Here is an 18,054-nt window from a genome sequence, read left to right as displayed (position 1 = left end):
GTATTAGACAGTTTTCAAGGGCAATGATAAAATCTAATTGAAGTTAACTACAATGTATTAAATAAGTATTTAGGGGGAAGAAAAGTATGAAGCATATTTTGCGAGTTGTTACACTGTGTTTAGTAATGTCTGTAATGGCTTTTTTACCTGGATGTAGTGTAGAAAGTGAATCACCTGCACAAGAAAAAGCAGCTGATCAAACACCCGCACAAGAAAATAGTGAAGCAGCAGAAAAAAACACTTATCCAGATCGTGCGATTACAATGATTGTGCCTTATGGTGCTGGTGGTGGAACAGATACGTACGGAAGAATGCTAGCTACACAACTTGAAAAACATTTAAATGCTCAAATTACAGTTTCAAATCAAAGCGGTGCATCTGGTTCTATTGGAACTAAATATGTATTTGATGCGCCAGCGGATGGCTATACAGTTCTCTTTGCACCAGAAACATTGGGCACTTATCGTACAATGGGAATCAGTGATTTGTCTTATGATGATTTTGTTCCAATTTCTGTTGTTGTCAACGATCCTAAGCTCGTTGTCGTGTCTAAAAATTCTAAATACAATACGATAGAAGAATTACTAGCGGATATAAAGGCAAACCCTGGTAAAGTGAGTATGTCGCATTCTGGACCAGGAGGGAGTGGACATAATCAAGGCTTAATTTTAAAAGAGTTGGGCTATGATGTGGCAATGACTGCATTTGATGGCGGTACTAATGCACTTCTAGGCGTTATCGGTGAACAAGTTGATTTTACAAATCCCAATTTATCATTTACCACAGGCTATATTGATAGTGGTGATGTAAAAGTGCTTGCAGTATTTTCCAATGAACGCATTGCTGGATTACCAGATGTGCCTGCATTTACTGAAGCTCTACCGGAATCTGAAAAATATTTAAATGTACCTTTAACACCTTTATCGTTGCTTGTTAAAAAGGGGACTCCAGAGGCTGTGATTGAGGTGCTACGCAAAGCGACTCTTGAGGCATTTGAAGAAGAAGAATGGACATCATTTGTTTCTGGAAACCAAGCAGAACCTTTATATAAAAAATATAAAACACAAGAAGAAATCTATGACTTTTATCACTCTTGGCAGTCTATGATTTGCTGGTTGCAATATGAGAATGGTGTTGCAAAAATAAGTCCTGAAGAATTCAAAATAGAAAAATATAATGAATAATCAGTTGATCAATAAAAGCTAAATTAAAAAAAGCTAAATTAAGAGATTTTATAACTTTGAAACTCTTGCCACAAGGCAAGAGTTTCTTAAAATCATATTTTGAATGAGGTATATTGTGATGAAAATCAGATCAAAAAAAAAGTTGTATGAAGCAATCTTTTTTTCAATTATTGGTATTTTACTTCTAATCTATGCGCTCTATGAGAATCAAAATAGCTTTATTACGGGATGGAGCCAATCCCCTTATCTATTTCCAATTATAGTAAGTGGGATTATTTTATTACTATCTGTGAGTCTTTATGTTCAATCGATTGCAATTACGCGTGCCGATACGGATATTTCGGTTGAGGACGATATTCAGGTGAAGACTGAAATAACTCAAAAAAAGAATTTAAAAGGTGTCATTATTAGTCTTGGAATGATGCTGTGCTATACGTTAGCTTTAAAATATATCACTTTACCAAAGCTCGTTTTCAAAATTAGTTTTTTTGTCTTAAGGCTAGGTACATTTGAGTTAGCCACTTTTACCTTTTTATTGGCCTTTCTACGCTATTTAGAGGTAAGACAAAAGAAAATTTTGTTTCTGGTGCCCTTTTGTACCGTGATTTTTTTGAGTTTTAGTTTCAGAACTTTGTTGAATGTACTATTACCTTAACGGAGGCAAATATGGAAATATTGGCAATACTAAATTTTAAATTTATTATGTTAGTTTTTTTAGGTTCTGTGGCCGGCTTGTTTGTTGGATCCATTCCAGGCTTATCGGTGTCTATGGCAACGGCTTTACTCGTATCGATTACTTATACTTGGGAACCGACAGAAGCATTAGCAATGATTATGGGGGTATATGTGGTAGGCGTTTTCTCAGGTGCCGTTTCTGCGATTCTCATCAATATACCAGGCGCACCTTCTTCGGTTGTTACCACGTTGGATGGCTATCCACTTTCCTGTAAAGGCGAAGCTCATAAAGCTCTTTTTTATGCGACAATCTACTCGTTTTTAGGCAGTGTGTTCGGTCTTGTGATGCTTTTGATTTTGGCAAAGCCCATTGCATCCATTGCATTGAAATTTACACCAATGGACTATTTTTTATTGGCACTATTTGGGCTTGCAACAGTGGGTTCGGTTACTGCAAAAATTATACAAAAGGATTGATGAGTGCCGCGTTGGGGTTAACCGTCAGTATGATTGGTCTTGACCCGCTTATCGGTACGCCGAGATTGAGTTTGGGATTATATGATTTACAAGCAGGTGTTGCAACTGTTCCAGCGCTTGTGGGGCTGTTTGGGCTCAGTGAAGTATTGACTGTAATTTATGAGCATAATTTTAATCAAGTGGTTATGCAGATGAAAAAGATGAAGATGAGTATAAAAGAGGTGTTAAAACACTGGAAAATGGGGATATATGGTTCATTCCTAGGCTCGCTTATTGGAGCACTTCCAGGTGCAGGTGGACCAGTGGCGGCATTCATATCTTATAATGAAGCCAAACGTTTAATTCAATCACCATCAGTCCCTTTTGGCGAAGGTGCCGTGGAGGGGATTGTTGCAAGTGAATCCTCCAATAACGCCTGTATCGGTGGTGCACTTATCCCCATGCTAACACTGGCTGTTCCAGGAGATGCGGTCACTGCCATATTACTTTCTGTTTTTTATGTTCACGGGTTAAAGCCAGGGCCTATGTTTATTCGTGAGAATCCTGAGATGTTTTATACTATTGTCATCAGCGGTCTCGTCGCTTGTGTGGCGTTACTCTTATTAGGATTACTGGTGGCACCACGGATCAGTAAGCTGATTTCAATTCCTAAAAATATTTTGTTGCCGATGGTGTCAGTGCTGTGCTTTATCGGTGCATTTGCAGGCAATAATCGCATATTTGATGTCGTCTTGATGCTGATCTTTGGTATCATAGGTTTTGCCATGAGACAAAGAGATTATCCGGTAGCACCAATGGTACTTGCCATTGTACTGGGTGGTATGATGGACTCCAATTTTAGACGTGCAGTTTCACTTGCTTTACCTAAAGAACATGTCGTATTAAGTATGATCAATCGCCCTATTACACTTGTTTTATTGGTACTTACTTTGCTGATGATCATTTCCAACATGCCCTTTATCAAAAGAAAAGTTAAACAATAATCTCACAGAACAACTTCCAAAAGCACATGGAATAGAAGTAGAGTGCCAATACGATTGCCCGTGTGTCCTATACAAAGGTGCAATATTCAAATAAATCTGCGGTACGAATATGAGATTCCAATTTCTTTTTAATAAAAAGCAGTTGACAGCAAGCGGTTAATTAGCCTATAATGCTTATAATATCATGGCTATTATAGATTAAGGTGGCATCAATGATGAATTCTGAGTGGATGAAAAAACAATCAAATAGTTTTTATTACTTTTTTAGCTGGGGTTTTTATTTTTATTGCCCTGGTTATTTTTCATACAACAAATTCATAAGTCTCAAATCATGTTATCTTTGAGCAAACTTAATCGGATCGCAAAAAAAGTACAGCCCGGAGGAGTTTCTAAAAGAAACGCCTCTTTTTTTATACCTATAAACGGAAAGGGGCACATGAACCGTTATAGGCATGTTATTTAAAAAAGCTGCAACCAATTAGTGAAAGAGGTGGAACCAGATGGACAAATTGACAGAATTACGCTCAGAGGTAGATCAGTGTGATCAGGAACTTGCTAAAATTCTAGAAAAAAGATTAAGCATCATCAAACAAATCATGTATGAAAAAAAGGCGATGGGTGTGCCAATTTTTAACAGCGATAGAGAAAAAGAAGTCGTTCATCGCATTGGTGATTATGTGGTGCAATCTGAATTTAAAGATGAAATTAAGAATATTCACACGCATGTTTTGAGAAGCTGTAGGCGTATTCAGTCAAGGTATCTCTTTCCGCACCACATTGTATTGGCAGGATTCATGGGAACCGGTAAGACGACAGTGGGACGTGAGCTCGCTAAAATGCTTGCAATGGACCAAATTGATATCGACAAAGTTATAGAAGATAGAACACGCATGACCATTGCACAAATTTTTGAAACACATGGTGAAGCATATTTTAGGGAACTGGAATTTAAAACCGTTGAAGAAATGAGTGCTCACAAAAATATCATCATTTTCTGTAGTGGTGGTGGCACAGTGTTGAACGAAAAAAATGTGGACAATTTAAAGAAAAGCGGTGTGATCGTGTGGTTAAAGGCAAGCCCAGAAATTATACTGGAACGTGTAAGAGCTGAAAACACGAGACCACTTTTACAAAATGGCATGACAATAGAAAAAATTGAGAGTATTTTAAATCCCCGTATGGAACTCTATCGGAATGCAGCAGATATTGCCATTGATACGGATGAGAAGAGCATCCATGAGATCAGTTTAGAAATTGTAGAGCGATTGATGCATATTCAATTAGATCGGGTATTGCCAAATATCTATGAGGCAAAGTAGTAAGCAATAAATTATGAGTGACAAGTTAAGAGCGATAAACGGAGGCCCGTATGAAAAATATGATCCAAATTAAAGGTATTTCGATTGGAGAAGGTAAGCCCAAAATTGTTGTTCCAATTGTTGGAAAGACAAAGTCGGCTATTCTTGAAAGTGCTGTTTCTTTTGAACATGAAAAAAATGATATGGTGGAGTGGCGCATCGATTTTTATGAAGATGCACTTAATGTTGAAAAAGTATTGGATACTTTAGAAGCGATTCGAGAGATTATACCTAAAACACCTCTAATTGCAACCTTTAGGACTCAAAATGAAGGTGGAGAGAAAGCGATCACTACAACAGAGTACTGTGATCTGAATAAGGCGCTTGCAGCCAGTGGACATGTGGACATCGTTGATGTGGAATTATTTTCAGGTGATGAAGTTGTCCGTGAGATTATAAATTACTGTCATGAGCACAGGGTATTCGCAGTGGCATCCAATCATGAATTTACTTTAACGCCTCCCAAATCAGTTCTCATTGAACGACTTTGTAAAATGGAGTCGCTGGGAGCAGATTTATTAAAAATTGCAGTTATGCCAACTTGTACAGAGGATGTTCTCACATTGCTTGACGCAACCCAAGAGATGTACAAAAACCATACGAAATGTCCTCTTGTTACCATGTCCATGTCGCCTCTGGGAGTGATGAGCAGGATGGCTGGTGAAATATTTGGTTCAGCTTTGACTTTTGGCGCTGTTGGTCAGGTTTCGGCTCCAGGGCAAATTTCCGTTGAAAAATTGGAAACGGTGCTTCAAATCATTCATGATGCAATTTAGAGGCTCAAAGGCAATTGGACTATAAAAAAAGCTCTGACTATTATGACTTGGAATATGTGCTAATAAAGAGGTATAATATAATAAAAAAATATATGGAATGATAAGAGGATTGTTATGGATGACAATTCTCTTTTTGATAAGAGGTGAAGTCATGATTAATGCTCTATGCAAAGAACTAGAAGCAATAATGAAATGTGAAATAGAAGTTTGGAGGGATAAAAAAGAAACATTGAACTTAGAAGTTCAGCGTCCATTTGTTCGAATTTCCAGTTTTGATGACTTTGATCTCATCGTACATAAAGATTTAAATGCACTTGAAATCCAATTTGTGATTGCATGGGTTCAAAAAGGACTCCTCTTTCATGAAAAATACAATCAGAAAGATCTCAAACAGGTAGCGTTTAACTCTAAAATTACAGAAGCACAGCTCCTGACAGAAGCTGAGGCCTATAAAAACTATCATGAGCCTTTTCCATTGCCGATAAAACTTTGGTGTATAAGATATAAGGCAAATCCAGATGAAGTGATGGAAGTGATCCGTTCTGCATTTGGAGAAATGAAATATGCGCATTTAAATGCATTTGAAATTGTGGTCTTTGTAGTGGATGCGGAACTCACGCCAGGTGATTTAATGAGCATGATTGAAGCAGAGGCCTTTACCAGTGCTCAAATTGCAGTGAGCAACACAGTCAGTCAGATGTCGGATCTGCATAAGTGTTATAATCAATTGGAAGAATTGATGCAATTGAGTAGAAATCTAAAACAAAATACCCAGATCGTTACTTACGAAAGTATGATTTTTCCCCTTTTAATTCAGCGATTGAAACACCCTTTTACTGGGGGAGAATCAAGTTCTTCTGCGATTTTATCAGAAGTCCTAAGAGAGCAGCTTAAAAGTGTGGGGGATGATGAACTCGAACAAACTGCCATGAGCTTCTTTGAATGTAATCTCAACATCACTGAGACGGCACACAAACTTTTTATTCACAGAAATACGCTCATTTACAGGCTTAATAAAATTGAGACGATAACGGGCTATGACATACGTAAATTTACCGATGCAATCAACTACTATCTCAATTACTTAGTGGATAAGATTCAATGATCTGAAAAAAAGAGTTATAAACGGGGATAAGACGCTTTAATAAAGGGTAAGAACAGAATAGAGCATACATCTCAAAGGGAGGCTTATCATGAGAAAGATGCGTCACAAACACATAATTAAAGCAAGTTTACACCCAATTAAAAAGATAAAAAAAATAAGACGTAAAAAGAAAACTGAAGTGAATTTGGTGGTTAAATCAGAAGAGGGGCCTTTTATCTATGGCGTTGCGACCAGCTCTTTTCAAATAGAGGGCAACCTAAATGCAGATGGAAGGACACCCTCCATATGGGAGCCGTTTTGCGAGATTAAGGGGAAGGTGTTTGAAGGGCACACAGGTGCAATTGCATGTGATCACTATAATCAGTATAAAGAAGATGTGGCATTGATGGACTGGCTGGGTGTGGATGCATACCGTTTTTCAGTTTCTTGGTCACGTATTTTTCCAGAAAAACACAAACCCAATCCTGAGGGACTCAAGTTTTATCTCAATCTCATAAGCGAACTTGAACAGAAGGGCATTAAGCCATGTCTTACACTCTATCATTGGGATTTGCCAATATGGGCGCAAAGAGAAGGGGGCTGGACTAACCGCAAGTGTGTGGACTGGTTTTTAGAGTACGCCACGTATCTCTTTGAAAATATTGGCGAACGCGTTCCAATGTGGTTCACGCATAATGAGCCGTTCTGTAGTGGTATTTTAGGCCATACGCTTGGTTTGCACGCACCGGGATACAAAAGTGTCAAAGAAGGTTTTTTAGCCGTACACCATCTCTTGCTTTCACATGGCAAAGCGGTTAAACGCTTTCGAGAAATGAACATAGCAGGTGAAATTGGCATTGTGCTGAGCGTGACACCACTTTATCCAGATTCATCTTCACAGGCCGATTATAAATCGACTCATTTTGCAGATGCGGTATCACATAGACTTTTTTTGGAGGCGCTTTTTAAAGGCACCTATCCTAAAGAGGTTATGACACTTGTCAATAGGATCACCAGAGGCAAGTTGAAATTTCACTTGAACGATATGGAAACAATTTCTGAACCCTGTGATTTTTTAGGGATCAACTACTACACTCGGGGGCTGGTTAAAACCAAGTCAGGCGGCATTGGCTATGAAGCTGGAAAACCGAGAGTGCCAGTTACCGACATGGGATGGGAAGTTATTCCCTATGCACTGAAGTCTATGATTGAGCGCATAAGAGCAGAATTTACCCAAGTGCCTATATACATCACTGAGAATGGTGCTGCGTATCCTGATCACGTGGAACGAGATTTCAGAATTCATGATGAACAGAGAATCATGTACATTAAAAGGCACTTAGAGATGGTTCACGCTATAAACGAAGCTGGCGGCAACATAAAAGGTTATTTTCTGTGGTCTCTCCTCGACAATTTTGAGTGGCAAGAAGGTTATTCGAAACGTTTTGGGCTCTTCTATGTGGATTACAAAACGCTTAAACGCTATCCAAAAGATAGTGCCTATTTCTACATGGAATACATTAGAGCGCAAAAAAGGAAACTTTAACTGTCCAGTTGTGATGCGCAAAAGACGCCACAACAATGAAATCTCTGCTAATATAGAGAAATATCCGATATTATATGAAAAAAAATTAATAAATATCTTGACAGTTGTTTTCATCATTGTTATAATTCAATACAATAATCAAATTTCGAAAGCTCAAATGCAGAGATGGAGAAAAAAAGTTTATAAGACGTTTTCAGAAAGCTGGTGGTTGATGTGAACCAGTACGATTATAAATCATAGCTCGCTCCTAAGCTACAAGTCTGAAAGAGACAGTAAGACTTGTCGGTCAGTCCCGTTATAGACGATTGATGTTCAGTCAATTATTTGATGTTAAATCAAGTTGAGAGGTTTCAAAATTGAGACAAATAAGGTGGTACCGCGTGGATTTATCCCCGTCCTTATAGGCGAAATGCTTATAAGCACGGGGTTTTTTATATCTATAGGCAAAAGAATCTATAGTATAGACAGTAAAATTTATAGATGGATCTATAGACAGTGCATTTGAGAAGTGTGCATTTGAGAAGTAAATAATAAAATTAAGGCATAGGCAATAAAATTTATGAAATGGGGGAGAGCAAATGAATCCGTATGTGTTGTCAGTTATTGTAGAAAATGAGCCAGGCATACTAAGTCGTGTGGCAGGACTATTTAGTAGAAGAGGCTATAATATCAAAAGCTTGTCAGTGGGTGAAACAGAAGATCCTAAAATTTCAAGGATGACAATTGTCGTCACTGGTGATCGGCAGATTGTGGAACAAATTAAAAAGCAACTGCAAAAGCTTATTGACGTCGTCAAGATTTATGAGCTTGAACCTGAAGCATCAGTGTATCGAGAACTCGCCTTAGTAAAAGTCATGGTGAATGAACAAAATAGACCATCGATACTTGAAGTTGTTGAAATTTTTAGAGGCAAAGTAATTGATATTGCAACTGAGAGTCTTACTGTGGAACTCACAGGAGATCATGACAAAATAAATGCATTTGTGGACATGATGAAGGTTTATGGTATCAGTGAGATGGCTAGAACAGGACTGACCGGACTTGCAAGGTTTAACGGTTAGTTCAGATTGATATTAAGAGAGGTTGAGTAGATATGAATGTAGCAGAGTCAATGATCAAATGTCTTGAGCTTGAAGGGATTGATACCGTATTTGGATATCCCGGCGGTGCGATCTTACCCTTTTTTGAAGCATTAAGACGTTCTAAACTGAAACATATATTGGTTAGAAATGAACAGTCGGCAGTTCATGCAGCAAGTGGATATGCACGTGTATCTAAAAAAGTGGGTGTATGTATATCAACATCAGGCCCAGGCGCCACAAATATGATCACAGGAATAGCCACGGCTTATATGGATTCAATTCCACTAATTGCGATTACAGGACAAGTTCGAAAAGATTTCATAGGTAAGGATGTCTTTCAAGAAGTAGATATTTTAGGTGCCACAGAGCCTTTTACAAAGCACAGCTTCTTGGTGACAAAGTCCGAAGATATTCTCACAGTCATGGCAAAGGCGATTAAAATTGCCACAACAGGTCGAATGGGACCAGTGCTGATAGACATTCCACGTGACATACAGATGGAAGAGATAGAATTTAAGCACATTAAAGACGTTGAAATCAATGGTTATAATCCAACGGTCAATGGACACACTGGACAGCTTAAAAGGATCATTAAGCGTGTCAATGAAGCTAAAAGTCCAGTGATTATTGCGGGCGGGGGCGTACTTTTATCAGGGGCGAAAAAGGCTCTGACTCATTTTTCAGTGACCAGAAAAATTCCAGTCATCAATACGCTTATGGGAATCAGTTCATACCCAATGGATTCACCCTATTATGTGGGCGTACTTGGTTCTCATGGTGATGATCTCTGTGAGCAAGTGGTGAAGAATGCAGATTTAATTATTGTCATTGGTGCACGCATGTCAGATCGTGCTACTAAAAACTTTAGCTTAATCAGACCAGAGGCCAATATTGTACACATTGATATCGATCCATCTGAAATCGGTAAGATCATCAATTATCAAATACCTGTAGTGGGAGATGCCAAGACAATTCTAGATCATATTAATAAAAAAATAGAGCCTAATGAAGAGGTGTATTGGTTAGAGACATCGGGTTTAAAATGTGAGTCGCATACAGATATCGATTTAGACGCATTCGATAATGTGAATCCAAAACACTTCTTAAATGAAATATCAAAGCGGTTAACAGCAGATGCGGTGGTTACGGCTGATGTGGGACAAAATCAAATTTGGACAGCAAAAAATATTCAGTACTCACAAGATAGAAAGTTTTTAAGCTCTGGTGGTTTAGGAACTATGGGCTACAGCTTACCTGCTGGCATAGGCGCTAAACTTGCCGCACCAGAAAAAATGGTGGTTTCAGTTATGGGGGATGCTGGTATTCAAATGCTTTTAGGTGAACTGGGCACACTTTCTGAAATTGGGCATAAAGTGATTGTCATTATTCTCAATAATAATCTTTTGGGGATGGTGCGCGAATTACAGGATGGTGCTTATGGCAAAAAAAGTCACTTTGGAATTCATTTCTCCATTTCGCCTGATTTTGTCAAGATCGGTGAAGGGTATGGCATTCCAGGACGCAAAATTGAATCTAATTCTGAAATCCAATCTGTTCTAGACGAGGCTTTTCAAAGTGAATCATCTTTTATCATAGATGTGCGCGTGAGCCCAGAAGTGGATTCGTTATAGTCCCAAGTCATTTTATCTCGAATATACTTGTTATAATGAATATTTGAGATAGCTAATGAAAATTCAATGGACTATGAGATGGAGGAAAATCTTATAGATAAGATGGAGTCTGCACATTTGTGTGGACTTTTTTTGCGACAAATAGAGTTGAGCCTAAGAATTACGCTTCTTAAAAAACTTTCGCCTAAGTATTGAAATTAGAACTTATTTTTCCGTTTAAAGATTTCTTTAGAGAATACTTGACGACAAATTGAAAGACATGGTATAAATTAGGTGCGTATACATATATAGTTTTCAATGGATATTAATTCACAATATTTACAGCAAGATGTACATAGAGTTTTTCATGAGTATTATAGCGCCTTACAGGTACTAATATTAAAAAAGAGAGGATATTTACATGAAAATGATAATGATTACTATGATAGCAGTTCTATAGGTGGATATATTGAATTTGATGGTGTTGCATACTTTTTAGATGGAGAATGGTGATGAAAAAAATATTTGTATTATCGGTTATGATTTTTTTTATTTTGAGTTCGTTTTCTTATGCAGATTCTAATGAGGTAGATGTAAAAGTTGAGGATAACAAAATCTTAGAGGAGCTCAAAGGACATATTCAAAACAATATAGAGATTAGTAATGATAAAAAATCAGAAAATAGATCAACAGCACATAATGCAACTTTACAAGGTGAAAATCAATTCGAAAATGGCGCATTCTACTCAAAAACAAAAAATGAATTTCTTAAGTTATATATTTTAATGGGAAAAGACTATATCGACGTTGATATCGATAGTTCGAATGTATCTCAAATTATGAGATCCGCTAGGGAAGATTATGTAACGACATTCCAGTTAGATAGTGGCGAAAAAGGGTTTATTAAATTCAGCTACATAAATGGAGAAATTTCCGAAAGAGGATCGTTAGGTCGAGATATTACCTATTTAGAAGAATGCTTTGATGATAAGTTCATGGAAAATTTATTGGAAAAATGCTCTGTAAAATCATATTCAGTATTAAAATTAGTTGAATTTGCAAATGATTTTCAAGGGTTATATATTGAAACCGATACAGAAAAAATAATTATCCCAATGCATAATGAACTATCCGAATTAGGTCAATACAAAATTCATGAAAAATATAATGCTGAGGACATTCTCAATCAACTGAAAAATATTTGCATTGAAAATCTCAAGAGTTCAGAAATGGGAGGGCAAGGTAGCCGTTTAACAAATCATAATGAATTTAAATATTTAGTGCCAATATTATGCCTTGCTTTCTTTTCAATTTATATTTTCACAAAGAAATTAAAGTTGAAAAAATAACAATTGAATAACTGATGTCCTATAGAGCCGTCTCTACTTTTTTATATTCTGAGAATTCAGACAAATTCAAGACAGTTTTTAGCAGATATATGGACATGTCTTAAAATGATAAAATAATAATGATAATTACCTAAACGGTGCAATTTTTATTTTAAATTACAGAATGGTGGGGGATATATGTTTATAGAAAGAGTGGATATTATACGTGTCAATAATCCGTTTACGCATCCTTTTGAAACAAGTTTTACTAAGTTTTTAGTAAGAGATGCTTTGTTGATCAAAATTTATTCTGAAGGTCATGTGGGTTACGGGGAGTGTAAAGCCTTTTTTGGCCCTTTTTACTGTCCAGAGGATAATGGCACAAGCCATCATATCATCAAAAATTTCTTAATACCTCTAATCCTTCATAAGGATATAGAGGGCCCAGAAAGCTTCATAGAGCAAACTTGGTTTATAAAAGGCAATAATTTGGCGATAGCCGCTGTGGAAAATGCATTATGGGATCTTAAAAGTAAAATTGAGAACAAGTCTTTGAAAACACTTATTGGCGGTGTCTATGATGAAGTCAAAGTAGGTGTGAGTTTAGGGATAGAGCCGACTTTGAAGGATTTGCTTAATAAAATAGATCACTACCTTGCAGAAGGTTATCATAGAACAAAGATTAAAATTAAGCCAGGTCGAGACCTTGAAGTGATTAAAGGCGTAAGAGAGGCCTTCCCTGATATCGTGTTAACAGTGGATGCGAACTCGGCATATAGCCTCAAAGACATTGAACTCTTCAAAGCCTTTGATGAATACAATCTCGCCTATATTGAACAGCCGCTTCGCGAGAATGACCTCATTGATCACTCTGTTTTGCAAAAAGCCATCGAAACACCTATATGTCTTGATGAAAGTATAGAGAGTGTTGAAGATACTCGACAGGCTATTGAAATTGGTAGCTGTAAGATTATCAATATCAAATCGAGTCGATGTAGAGGGATCACAGAATCCATTAAAATTCATGACCTTTGCATGGAAAATGATATTCCAGTATGGTGTGGTGGCATGACCGAACTTGGTATAGGGCGTGTTCAAAATATTTCGCTTGCAAGTTTGCCTAATTTTAAGCTCGCTCACGACATTGCAGGGAGCAATCGCTACTTTAAAGAAGATATTACAATTCCAGAAGTGAAAATCAGCAAAGATTGTACTTTAATCGTGCCAGATGATGTAAACGGGTTTAAGTACGAAGTGGATGAGGATGCCATAGATAAGATGATGGTGAGTAGAGATATTTTTAAATAGAAACATGAAGGCGCAAGATTTAACTGAAAATCCAATATAGAAATCTAATATAAGGCCTTTAATTTAAAAGTGAATCTATTAAGTTTTGATATGTTTAATGAAGAGGAGATCAAAAATGAAGATTGAAAAGATTGTCCTAAGGAAAATGAAGATCAAATTTAAGAAACCCTTTCAAATAAGTTCGGCTACAATGGCCGAAAAACATTTTATCTTTGTGGAAGTGCACAGTAAAGATCATGTGGGCTATGGGGATTGTTCTGCCCTACAACATCCCTTCTACAATGAAGAAACCAATGAAACGGCATGGCATATTTTATCGGATTTCTTAATTCCTATTTTATACAGTCATGATGAGATTGCACACCCTGAAGAACTCTATGATATGTTCGCGCATGTGAGAAGAAATAAGATGGCAAAATCATCACTTGATTGTGCTGTATGGGATTTATACTGTAAGGAAAACAACATCTCTCTGTCTAAAGCATTAGGCGGCACGCGAAAGAAAGTAGAGACAGGCATCAGCATAGGCATTCAAGAGAGCAAAGAAGCGCTTCTTGAAAGTGTGGAAAAGTTCATGGCTGAGGGCTACAAACGCGTTAAGATGAAAATCAAGCCGGGAAAAGACATCAAGTATCTTGAATATGTGAGAAAACACCATAGTGATATCATGATTATGGCAGATGCAAATTCAGCGTACACTTTAAATGATATTGATCTTTTTAAAGAGATGGATCACCTCAACATGATTATGATAGAGCAACCACTTGATCATGACGATATCGTGGATCATGCGAAACTTCAAGCGGCAATTAAGACGAGAGTTTGTTTGGATGAGAGCATTCATTCGGTGGAAGATGCCAGAAAGGCCATTGAACTTGGCAGTACGAAAACGATTAATATCAAAGTTGCCAGAGTGGGCGGTCTTACCGCAGCGAAAAAAGTGCATGATTTATGTGCAAGCTATGACATTCCTGTTTGGTGCGGCGGTATGCTGGATACTGGAATTGCAAGAGCACATAACCTTGCCATTGCATCGCTTCCAAATTATAAATTCCCTGGTGACTTGCCAGCATCTACGAGATACTATGAAAGAGATCTTATTGATCCACCAATGGTGATAGACGCAGACTCGATGATTGCTGTTCCTGAAAAACCGGGTATTGGATTTGAGCCTATACCAGAGATGGTAGAAAAGCTCACTTATGAAAAAAAGGTCTTTTTAAGATAAAAAAGATTTTGTAAAAATAAAAAAGAGTACAGAAGACAAGCAGTTTTAAAAGGTCTAGTTCATTTTACAGTTAAAACTTTGTATGGTTATGTAAACAAAAAATGAAATGTATGTTTGACATCACATAGGGTTTATGATAGTATTTTCTTGTAAGACGAGTTGGATTGTTACTGTTAGGCAGGCTATACCACTTGGTGCTATGCATCTGGGGGAGGACTGCCTTTTTTGTATCTAAATGGGTATCTTTATATGAAGGGAATTGGCTGTGGTTGTTGAGAAAGTAATTAATAACAATTTAGTACGCTCATATAATGAAGATAACACCGAAGTATTGGTGATCGGATGTGGGCTGGGCTTTAAAAAAAAACCTGGGGATGTTATTGAAACTTCACTTATAGAAAAAATTTATACGATACAGGATAAAAAGACATCCAATCAACTTATAGAACTCTTATCAAGTGTTCCCAATGAACATATCCAAACGGCAAATGCAATTGTCAGTTATGCGAAAAAGGCTCTGGATTGTAAAATTAGTGATAATATTTATATTTCTTTGACCGATCATTTGAGCTATGCCATTCAGAGATATGAAGAAGGCATTAATTTTAAAAATGCTTTAATTTGGGAAATCAAGAAGTACTACAGTAGGGAATACAAAGTTGGCCTTGAAGCACTCAACATAATTGAAACACGTTTGAATATCAGATTGCCGGAAGACGAAGCGGGTTATATAGCCCTTCACTTAGTAGGTGCCTCGCTAAAAGTGGGTAATGTGATGGAGAGCACGGATATGCTTGGTATGATCCAAAATATACTTCAAATTGTCAAGTATCAACTCAACATTGAATTCGACGAAGAATCCATACACTATGAACGGTTTTTAACGCATTTAAAGTTTTTTGCGCAACGCATTATCAGCAATAAGAGTTTAGAGGATGATAATGAAGAACTCATTAAAACCATTCAGAAAGAATATAAAAGAGAGTATAAATGTGCTCTGAAAATCAGAGAGTATATAGAAAGTCATTTTTCAAAGTTTTTAACCGATACAGAACTGATCTATCTCACGGTTCACATCAAAAGAATAGCGTTATAATAGGATTGTTACTGGTCAAGCAGGCTATACCTAGGAAATAAGGGATTAACACCTTGTTTTCTAGGTATTTTTTTTGACAATTTACTGATGGGCATATGAGCAGTCCTATAAGATGGGCATATGAAACGTCCTATAAAAGGCGAACCTATAAAAAATAGTCATATATTAGCAACAAAACTTCATTATAGGCAGTATGGTTTAAAGGGCATGTTGTCAGAAAAAGGTTTTAAATATAAATAAATTAAGGAGGAATCAAATGGATTATCAAAATTTGGCGAAAGAAATTTTAGCTAAAGTGGGAGGCGCTGATAATATCACAGGAATCACACATTGCGCGACGAGACTCAGACTTAACTTAGCGGATGAAAGAAAGGCCAAAGATCAAGAACTTAAAAATGTTCCTGGTATCATGGGTGTTGTTAAAAAAGGGGGCCAGTTCCAAATCATCATCGGCAGCGATGTGGCAAGTGTTTATAAGCCTTTGATTGAGATGGCAGATATCAAAGAATCTAAGCGTGTGGAAGAAGGCCATAAGAAACCGCTGGATAAACTGATTGATACGTTGACCAGCATCTTCACACCAATCTTACCGGCAATCACAGCAGCGGGTATGATTAAAGCCATTTTAGCGATATTGATTACTTTCAAATTCGTGGCAAAAGACGCGCAAGCTTATCAAATTCTTAACTTCATGGCAGATGCAGGGTTCTACTTCTTACCGATTTTCCTTGCGAGCTCAGCGGCTAAGAAATTTAAATGTAATCCGTATTTGGCAATGATGCTTGGGGGCATCTTACTACATCCGAGTTTTATTTCTATGGTTTCAGCTTCAAAGGAATCTGGTGAGGCCATTAAATTATTCTTTTTACCAATCAGCAATGCAGGCTATGCTTCATCCGTTTTACCAATTATCCTCATCGTCTGGTTCTTGTCTTATGTGGAACCCTTTGCAGATAAAATTTCACCTAAACCGATTAAATTTTTCACTAAGCCGTTGCTCAGTATTTTAATCGTGGGGGTAGCAGGACTTGTTGTCATTGGACCACTTGGCTATATCTTAAGTAGCTACGTGGCAGACTTCATGAATGCAGTTAACGAGCATGTAGGCTGGTTAGCACCAACATTCTTGGGAATCTTCTCACCGTTACTCGTTATGACAGGGACACATTATGGCATTATCCCAATTGCAATCAATAACAGAATGACCATCGGCTATGATACACTGCTTTATCCAGGAATGCTTGGATCAAACGTGGCACAAGGCGGCGCGGCATTAGCTGTCAGCTTTAAAAGTAAAAAAACTGATATCAAACAACTTGCATCATCAGCAGGTATTACAGCAGTCTGTGGTATTACAGAACCCGCACTATACGGGGTTAACATGAAGTATAAAACGCCTTTATACGCTGCAATGGCAGGCGGTGGTATCGGTGGTCTCTTCATGGGGATTACTAAAGTTAGAAACTACTCAGGTGGTTCGCCTGGACTCTTAACACTTCCAAGTTATATTGGTGGCGATAGCATGAATGGATTTTACTTTGCTTGTATCGGGGCTGGAATCAGTCTTGTTGTTGCATTTATTATTACAATGGTACTCTACAAAGATCCAGAAGAAGATGATTTATCAAATGAAGTGACAGAAACAGTCTTTGAAACAACAGGTCATGGTCATCAAGATATTTTAGCACCAATTACAGGTAAAGCAGTGGCGCTTTCTGAAGTCAATGATTCTACTTTTTCAGAAGGTATCGTGGGTAAAGGCGCTGCGATTATTCCATCAATCGGCAAAGTAGTATCACCTGTAGATGGCAAAATTGCAACGATTTTCAACACAAAACATGCCATTGCGATTCAAGCAAACTCAGGTGCAGAAATTTTGATCCACATTGGGATTGATACCGTTAAACTTGATGGCAAGTACTTCGAAGTCTTTAAGAAGAATGGAGATGCTGTTAAAAAAGGCGATTTGATCGCTACTTTTGACATCGAAGGTATAAAAAAAGAAGGCTTCGATGTGATTACACCAGTGGTCATCACAAATCATGATGCGTATGCTGAGATCAGAAGTAAAAATAAAAATGTCAACGCATTAGATGCCTTCATTCAAATTAATTAGTGTATAATCAATAACTATCAGTCTGAAGAAGTTATAGAAATCCCTCTTATCAAGGCAAATCTATTATACAATGGGTTTGCCAAGTTAGGAGGGATTCTTTTATCTATATGAACACGACCTTAAGTATTTGACCCTAATTTTACATAAAGCATAAATGGATTTTATATTGTTTTGTTATAGTAAGGCTGAGCGTAGCAGTGAAT

At 37.4% G+C, this 18,054-nt stretch carries 13 protein-coding genes, 1 pseudogene and 1 other annotated feature; all 14 genes and pseudogenes read left to right on the top strand.

Going from position 1 to position 18,054, the window contains the following annotated elements:
- The first annotated feature begins 86 nt into the window (after nucleotides 1–86).
- Nucleotides 87–1,184, top strand: coding sequence for a Bug family tripartite tricarboxylate transporter substrate binding protein (locus ISU02_RS14255; protein ID WP_194702514.1), 1,098 nt, complete (start codon nucleotides 87–89; stop codon nucleotides 1,182–1,184).
- Nucleotides 1,185–1,302: 118 nt separating this feature from the next.
- Complete coding sequence (locus tag ISU02_RS14250; protein ID WP_194702513.1) at nucleotides 1,303–1,839, top strand: tripartite tricarboxylate transporter TctB family protein; 537 nt, start codon at nucleotides 1,303–1,305, stop codon at nucleotides 1,837–1,839.
- Nucleotides 1,840–1,850: 11 nt separating this feature from the next.
- Nucleotides 1,851–3,319: pseudogene (locus ISU02_RS14245) on the top strand (tripartite tricarboxylate transporter permease).
- Between the two features lie 500 nt (nucleotides 3,320–3,819).
- Complete coding sequence (locus ISU02_RS14240; protein WP_194702512.1) at nucleotides 3,820–4,638, top strand: shikimate kinase; 819 nt, start codon at nucleotides 3,820–3,822, stop codon at nucleotides 4,636–4,638.
- 50 nt (nucleotides 4,639–4,688) lie between these two features.
- Nucleotides 4,689–5,453 carry a type I 3-dehydroquinate dehydratase gene (gene aroD, locus ISU02_RS14235; protein WP_194702511.1) on the top strand — a complete coding sequence of 255 codons (765 nt, stop codon included), beginning with the start codon at nucleotides 4,689–4,691 and terminating at the stop codon, nucleotides 5,451–5,453.
- Between the two features lie 151 nt (nucleotides 5,454–5,604).
- Nucleotides 5,605–6,558, top strand: a complete 954-nt coding sequence (locus tag ISU02_RS14230; protein ID WP_207736324.1) for a PucR family transcriptional regulator — start codon at nucleotides 5,605–5,607, stop codon at nucleotides 6,556–6,558.
- Between the two features lie 88 nt (nucleotides 6,559–6,646).
- Entirely contained in the window at nucleotides 6,647–8,083 is a 1,437-nt protein-coding gene (locus ISU02_RS14225) for a GH1 family beta-glucosidase (protein WP_228727827.1), read from the top strand.
- A 153-nt stretch (nucleotides 8,084–8,236) separates the two neighbouring features.
- Nucleotides 8,237–8,486 (top strand) — a binding site (T-box leader).
- 175 nt (nucleotides 8,487–8,661) lie between these two features.
- Entirely contained in the window at nucleotides 8,662–9,144 is a 483-nt protein-coding gene (gene ilvN / locus ISU02_RS14220; protein WP_194702509.1) for an acetolactate synthase small subunit, read from the top strand.
- A 32-nt stretch (nucleotides 9,145–9,176) separates the two neighbouring features.
- Complete coding sequence (gene ilvB, locus ISU02_RS14215) at nucleotides 9,177–10,796, top strand: biosynthetic-type acetolactate synthase large subunit (protein ID WP_194702508.1); 1,620 nt, start codon at nucleotides 9,177–9,179, stop codon at nucleotides 10,794–10,796.
- A 491-nt stretch (nucleotides 10,797–11,287) separates the two neighbouring features.
- Entirely contained in the window at nucleotides 11,288–12,124 is an 837-nt protein-coding gene (locus ISU02_RS14205) for a hypothetical protein (RefSeq protein WP_194702506.1), read from the top strand.
- Between the two features lie 177 nt (nucleotides 12,125–12,301).
- Nucleotides 12,302–13,411, top strand: coding sequence for an o-succinylbenzoate synthase (menC, locus tag ISU02_RS14200; RefSeq protein ID WP_194702505.1), 1,110 nt, complete (start codon nucleotides 12,302–12,304; stop codon nucleotides 13,409–13,411).
- A gap of 115 nt (nucleotides 13,412–13,526) precedes the next feature.
- Nucleotides 13,527–14,639, top strand: a complete 1,113-nt coding sequence (gene menC, locus ISU02_RS14195; RefSeq protein WP_194702504.1) for an o-succinylbenzoate synthase — start codon at nucleotides 13,527–13,529, stop codon at nucleotides 14,637–14,639.
- Between the two features lie 265 nt (nucleotides 14,640–14,904).
- Entirely contained in the window at nucleotides 14,905–15,735 is an 831-nt protein-coding gene (gene licT, locus ISU02_RS14190) for a BglG family transcription antiterminator LicT (RefSeq protein ID WP_194702503.1), read from the top strand.
- Between the two features lie 256 nt (nucleotides 15,736–15,991).
- Nucleotides 15,992–17,851: a beta-glucoside-specific PTS transporter subunit IIABC gene (locus tag ISU02_RS14185; RefSeq protein ID WP_194702502.1), complete on the top strand. Its 1,860-nt coding sequence runs from the start codon at nucleotides 15,992–15,994 to the stop codon at nucleotides 17,849–17,851.
- Nucleotides 17,852–18,054: the final 203 nt, after the last annotated feature.

The organism is Fusibacter ferrireducens (assembly GCF_015352425.1).
In the GTDB taxonomy this organism is placed as follows: domain Bacteria; phylum Bacillota; class Clostridia; order Peptostreptococcales; family Acidaminobacteraceae; genus Fusibacter_A; species Fusibacter_A ferrireducens.
The sequence above is the reverse complement of the archived record's forward strand: the minus strand, read 5'-3'. Positions and strand labels throughout refer to the sequence as shown.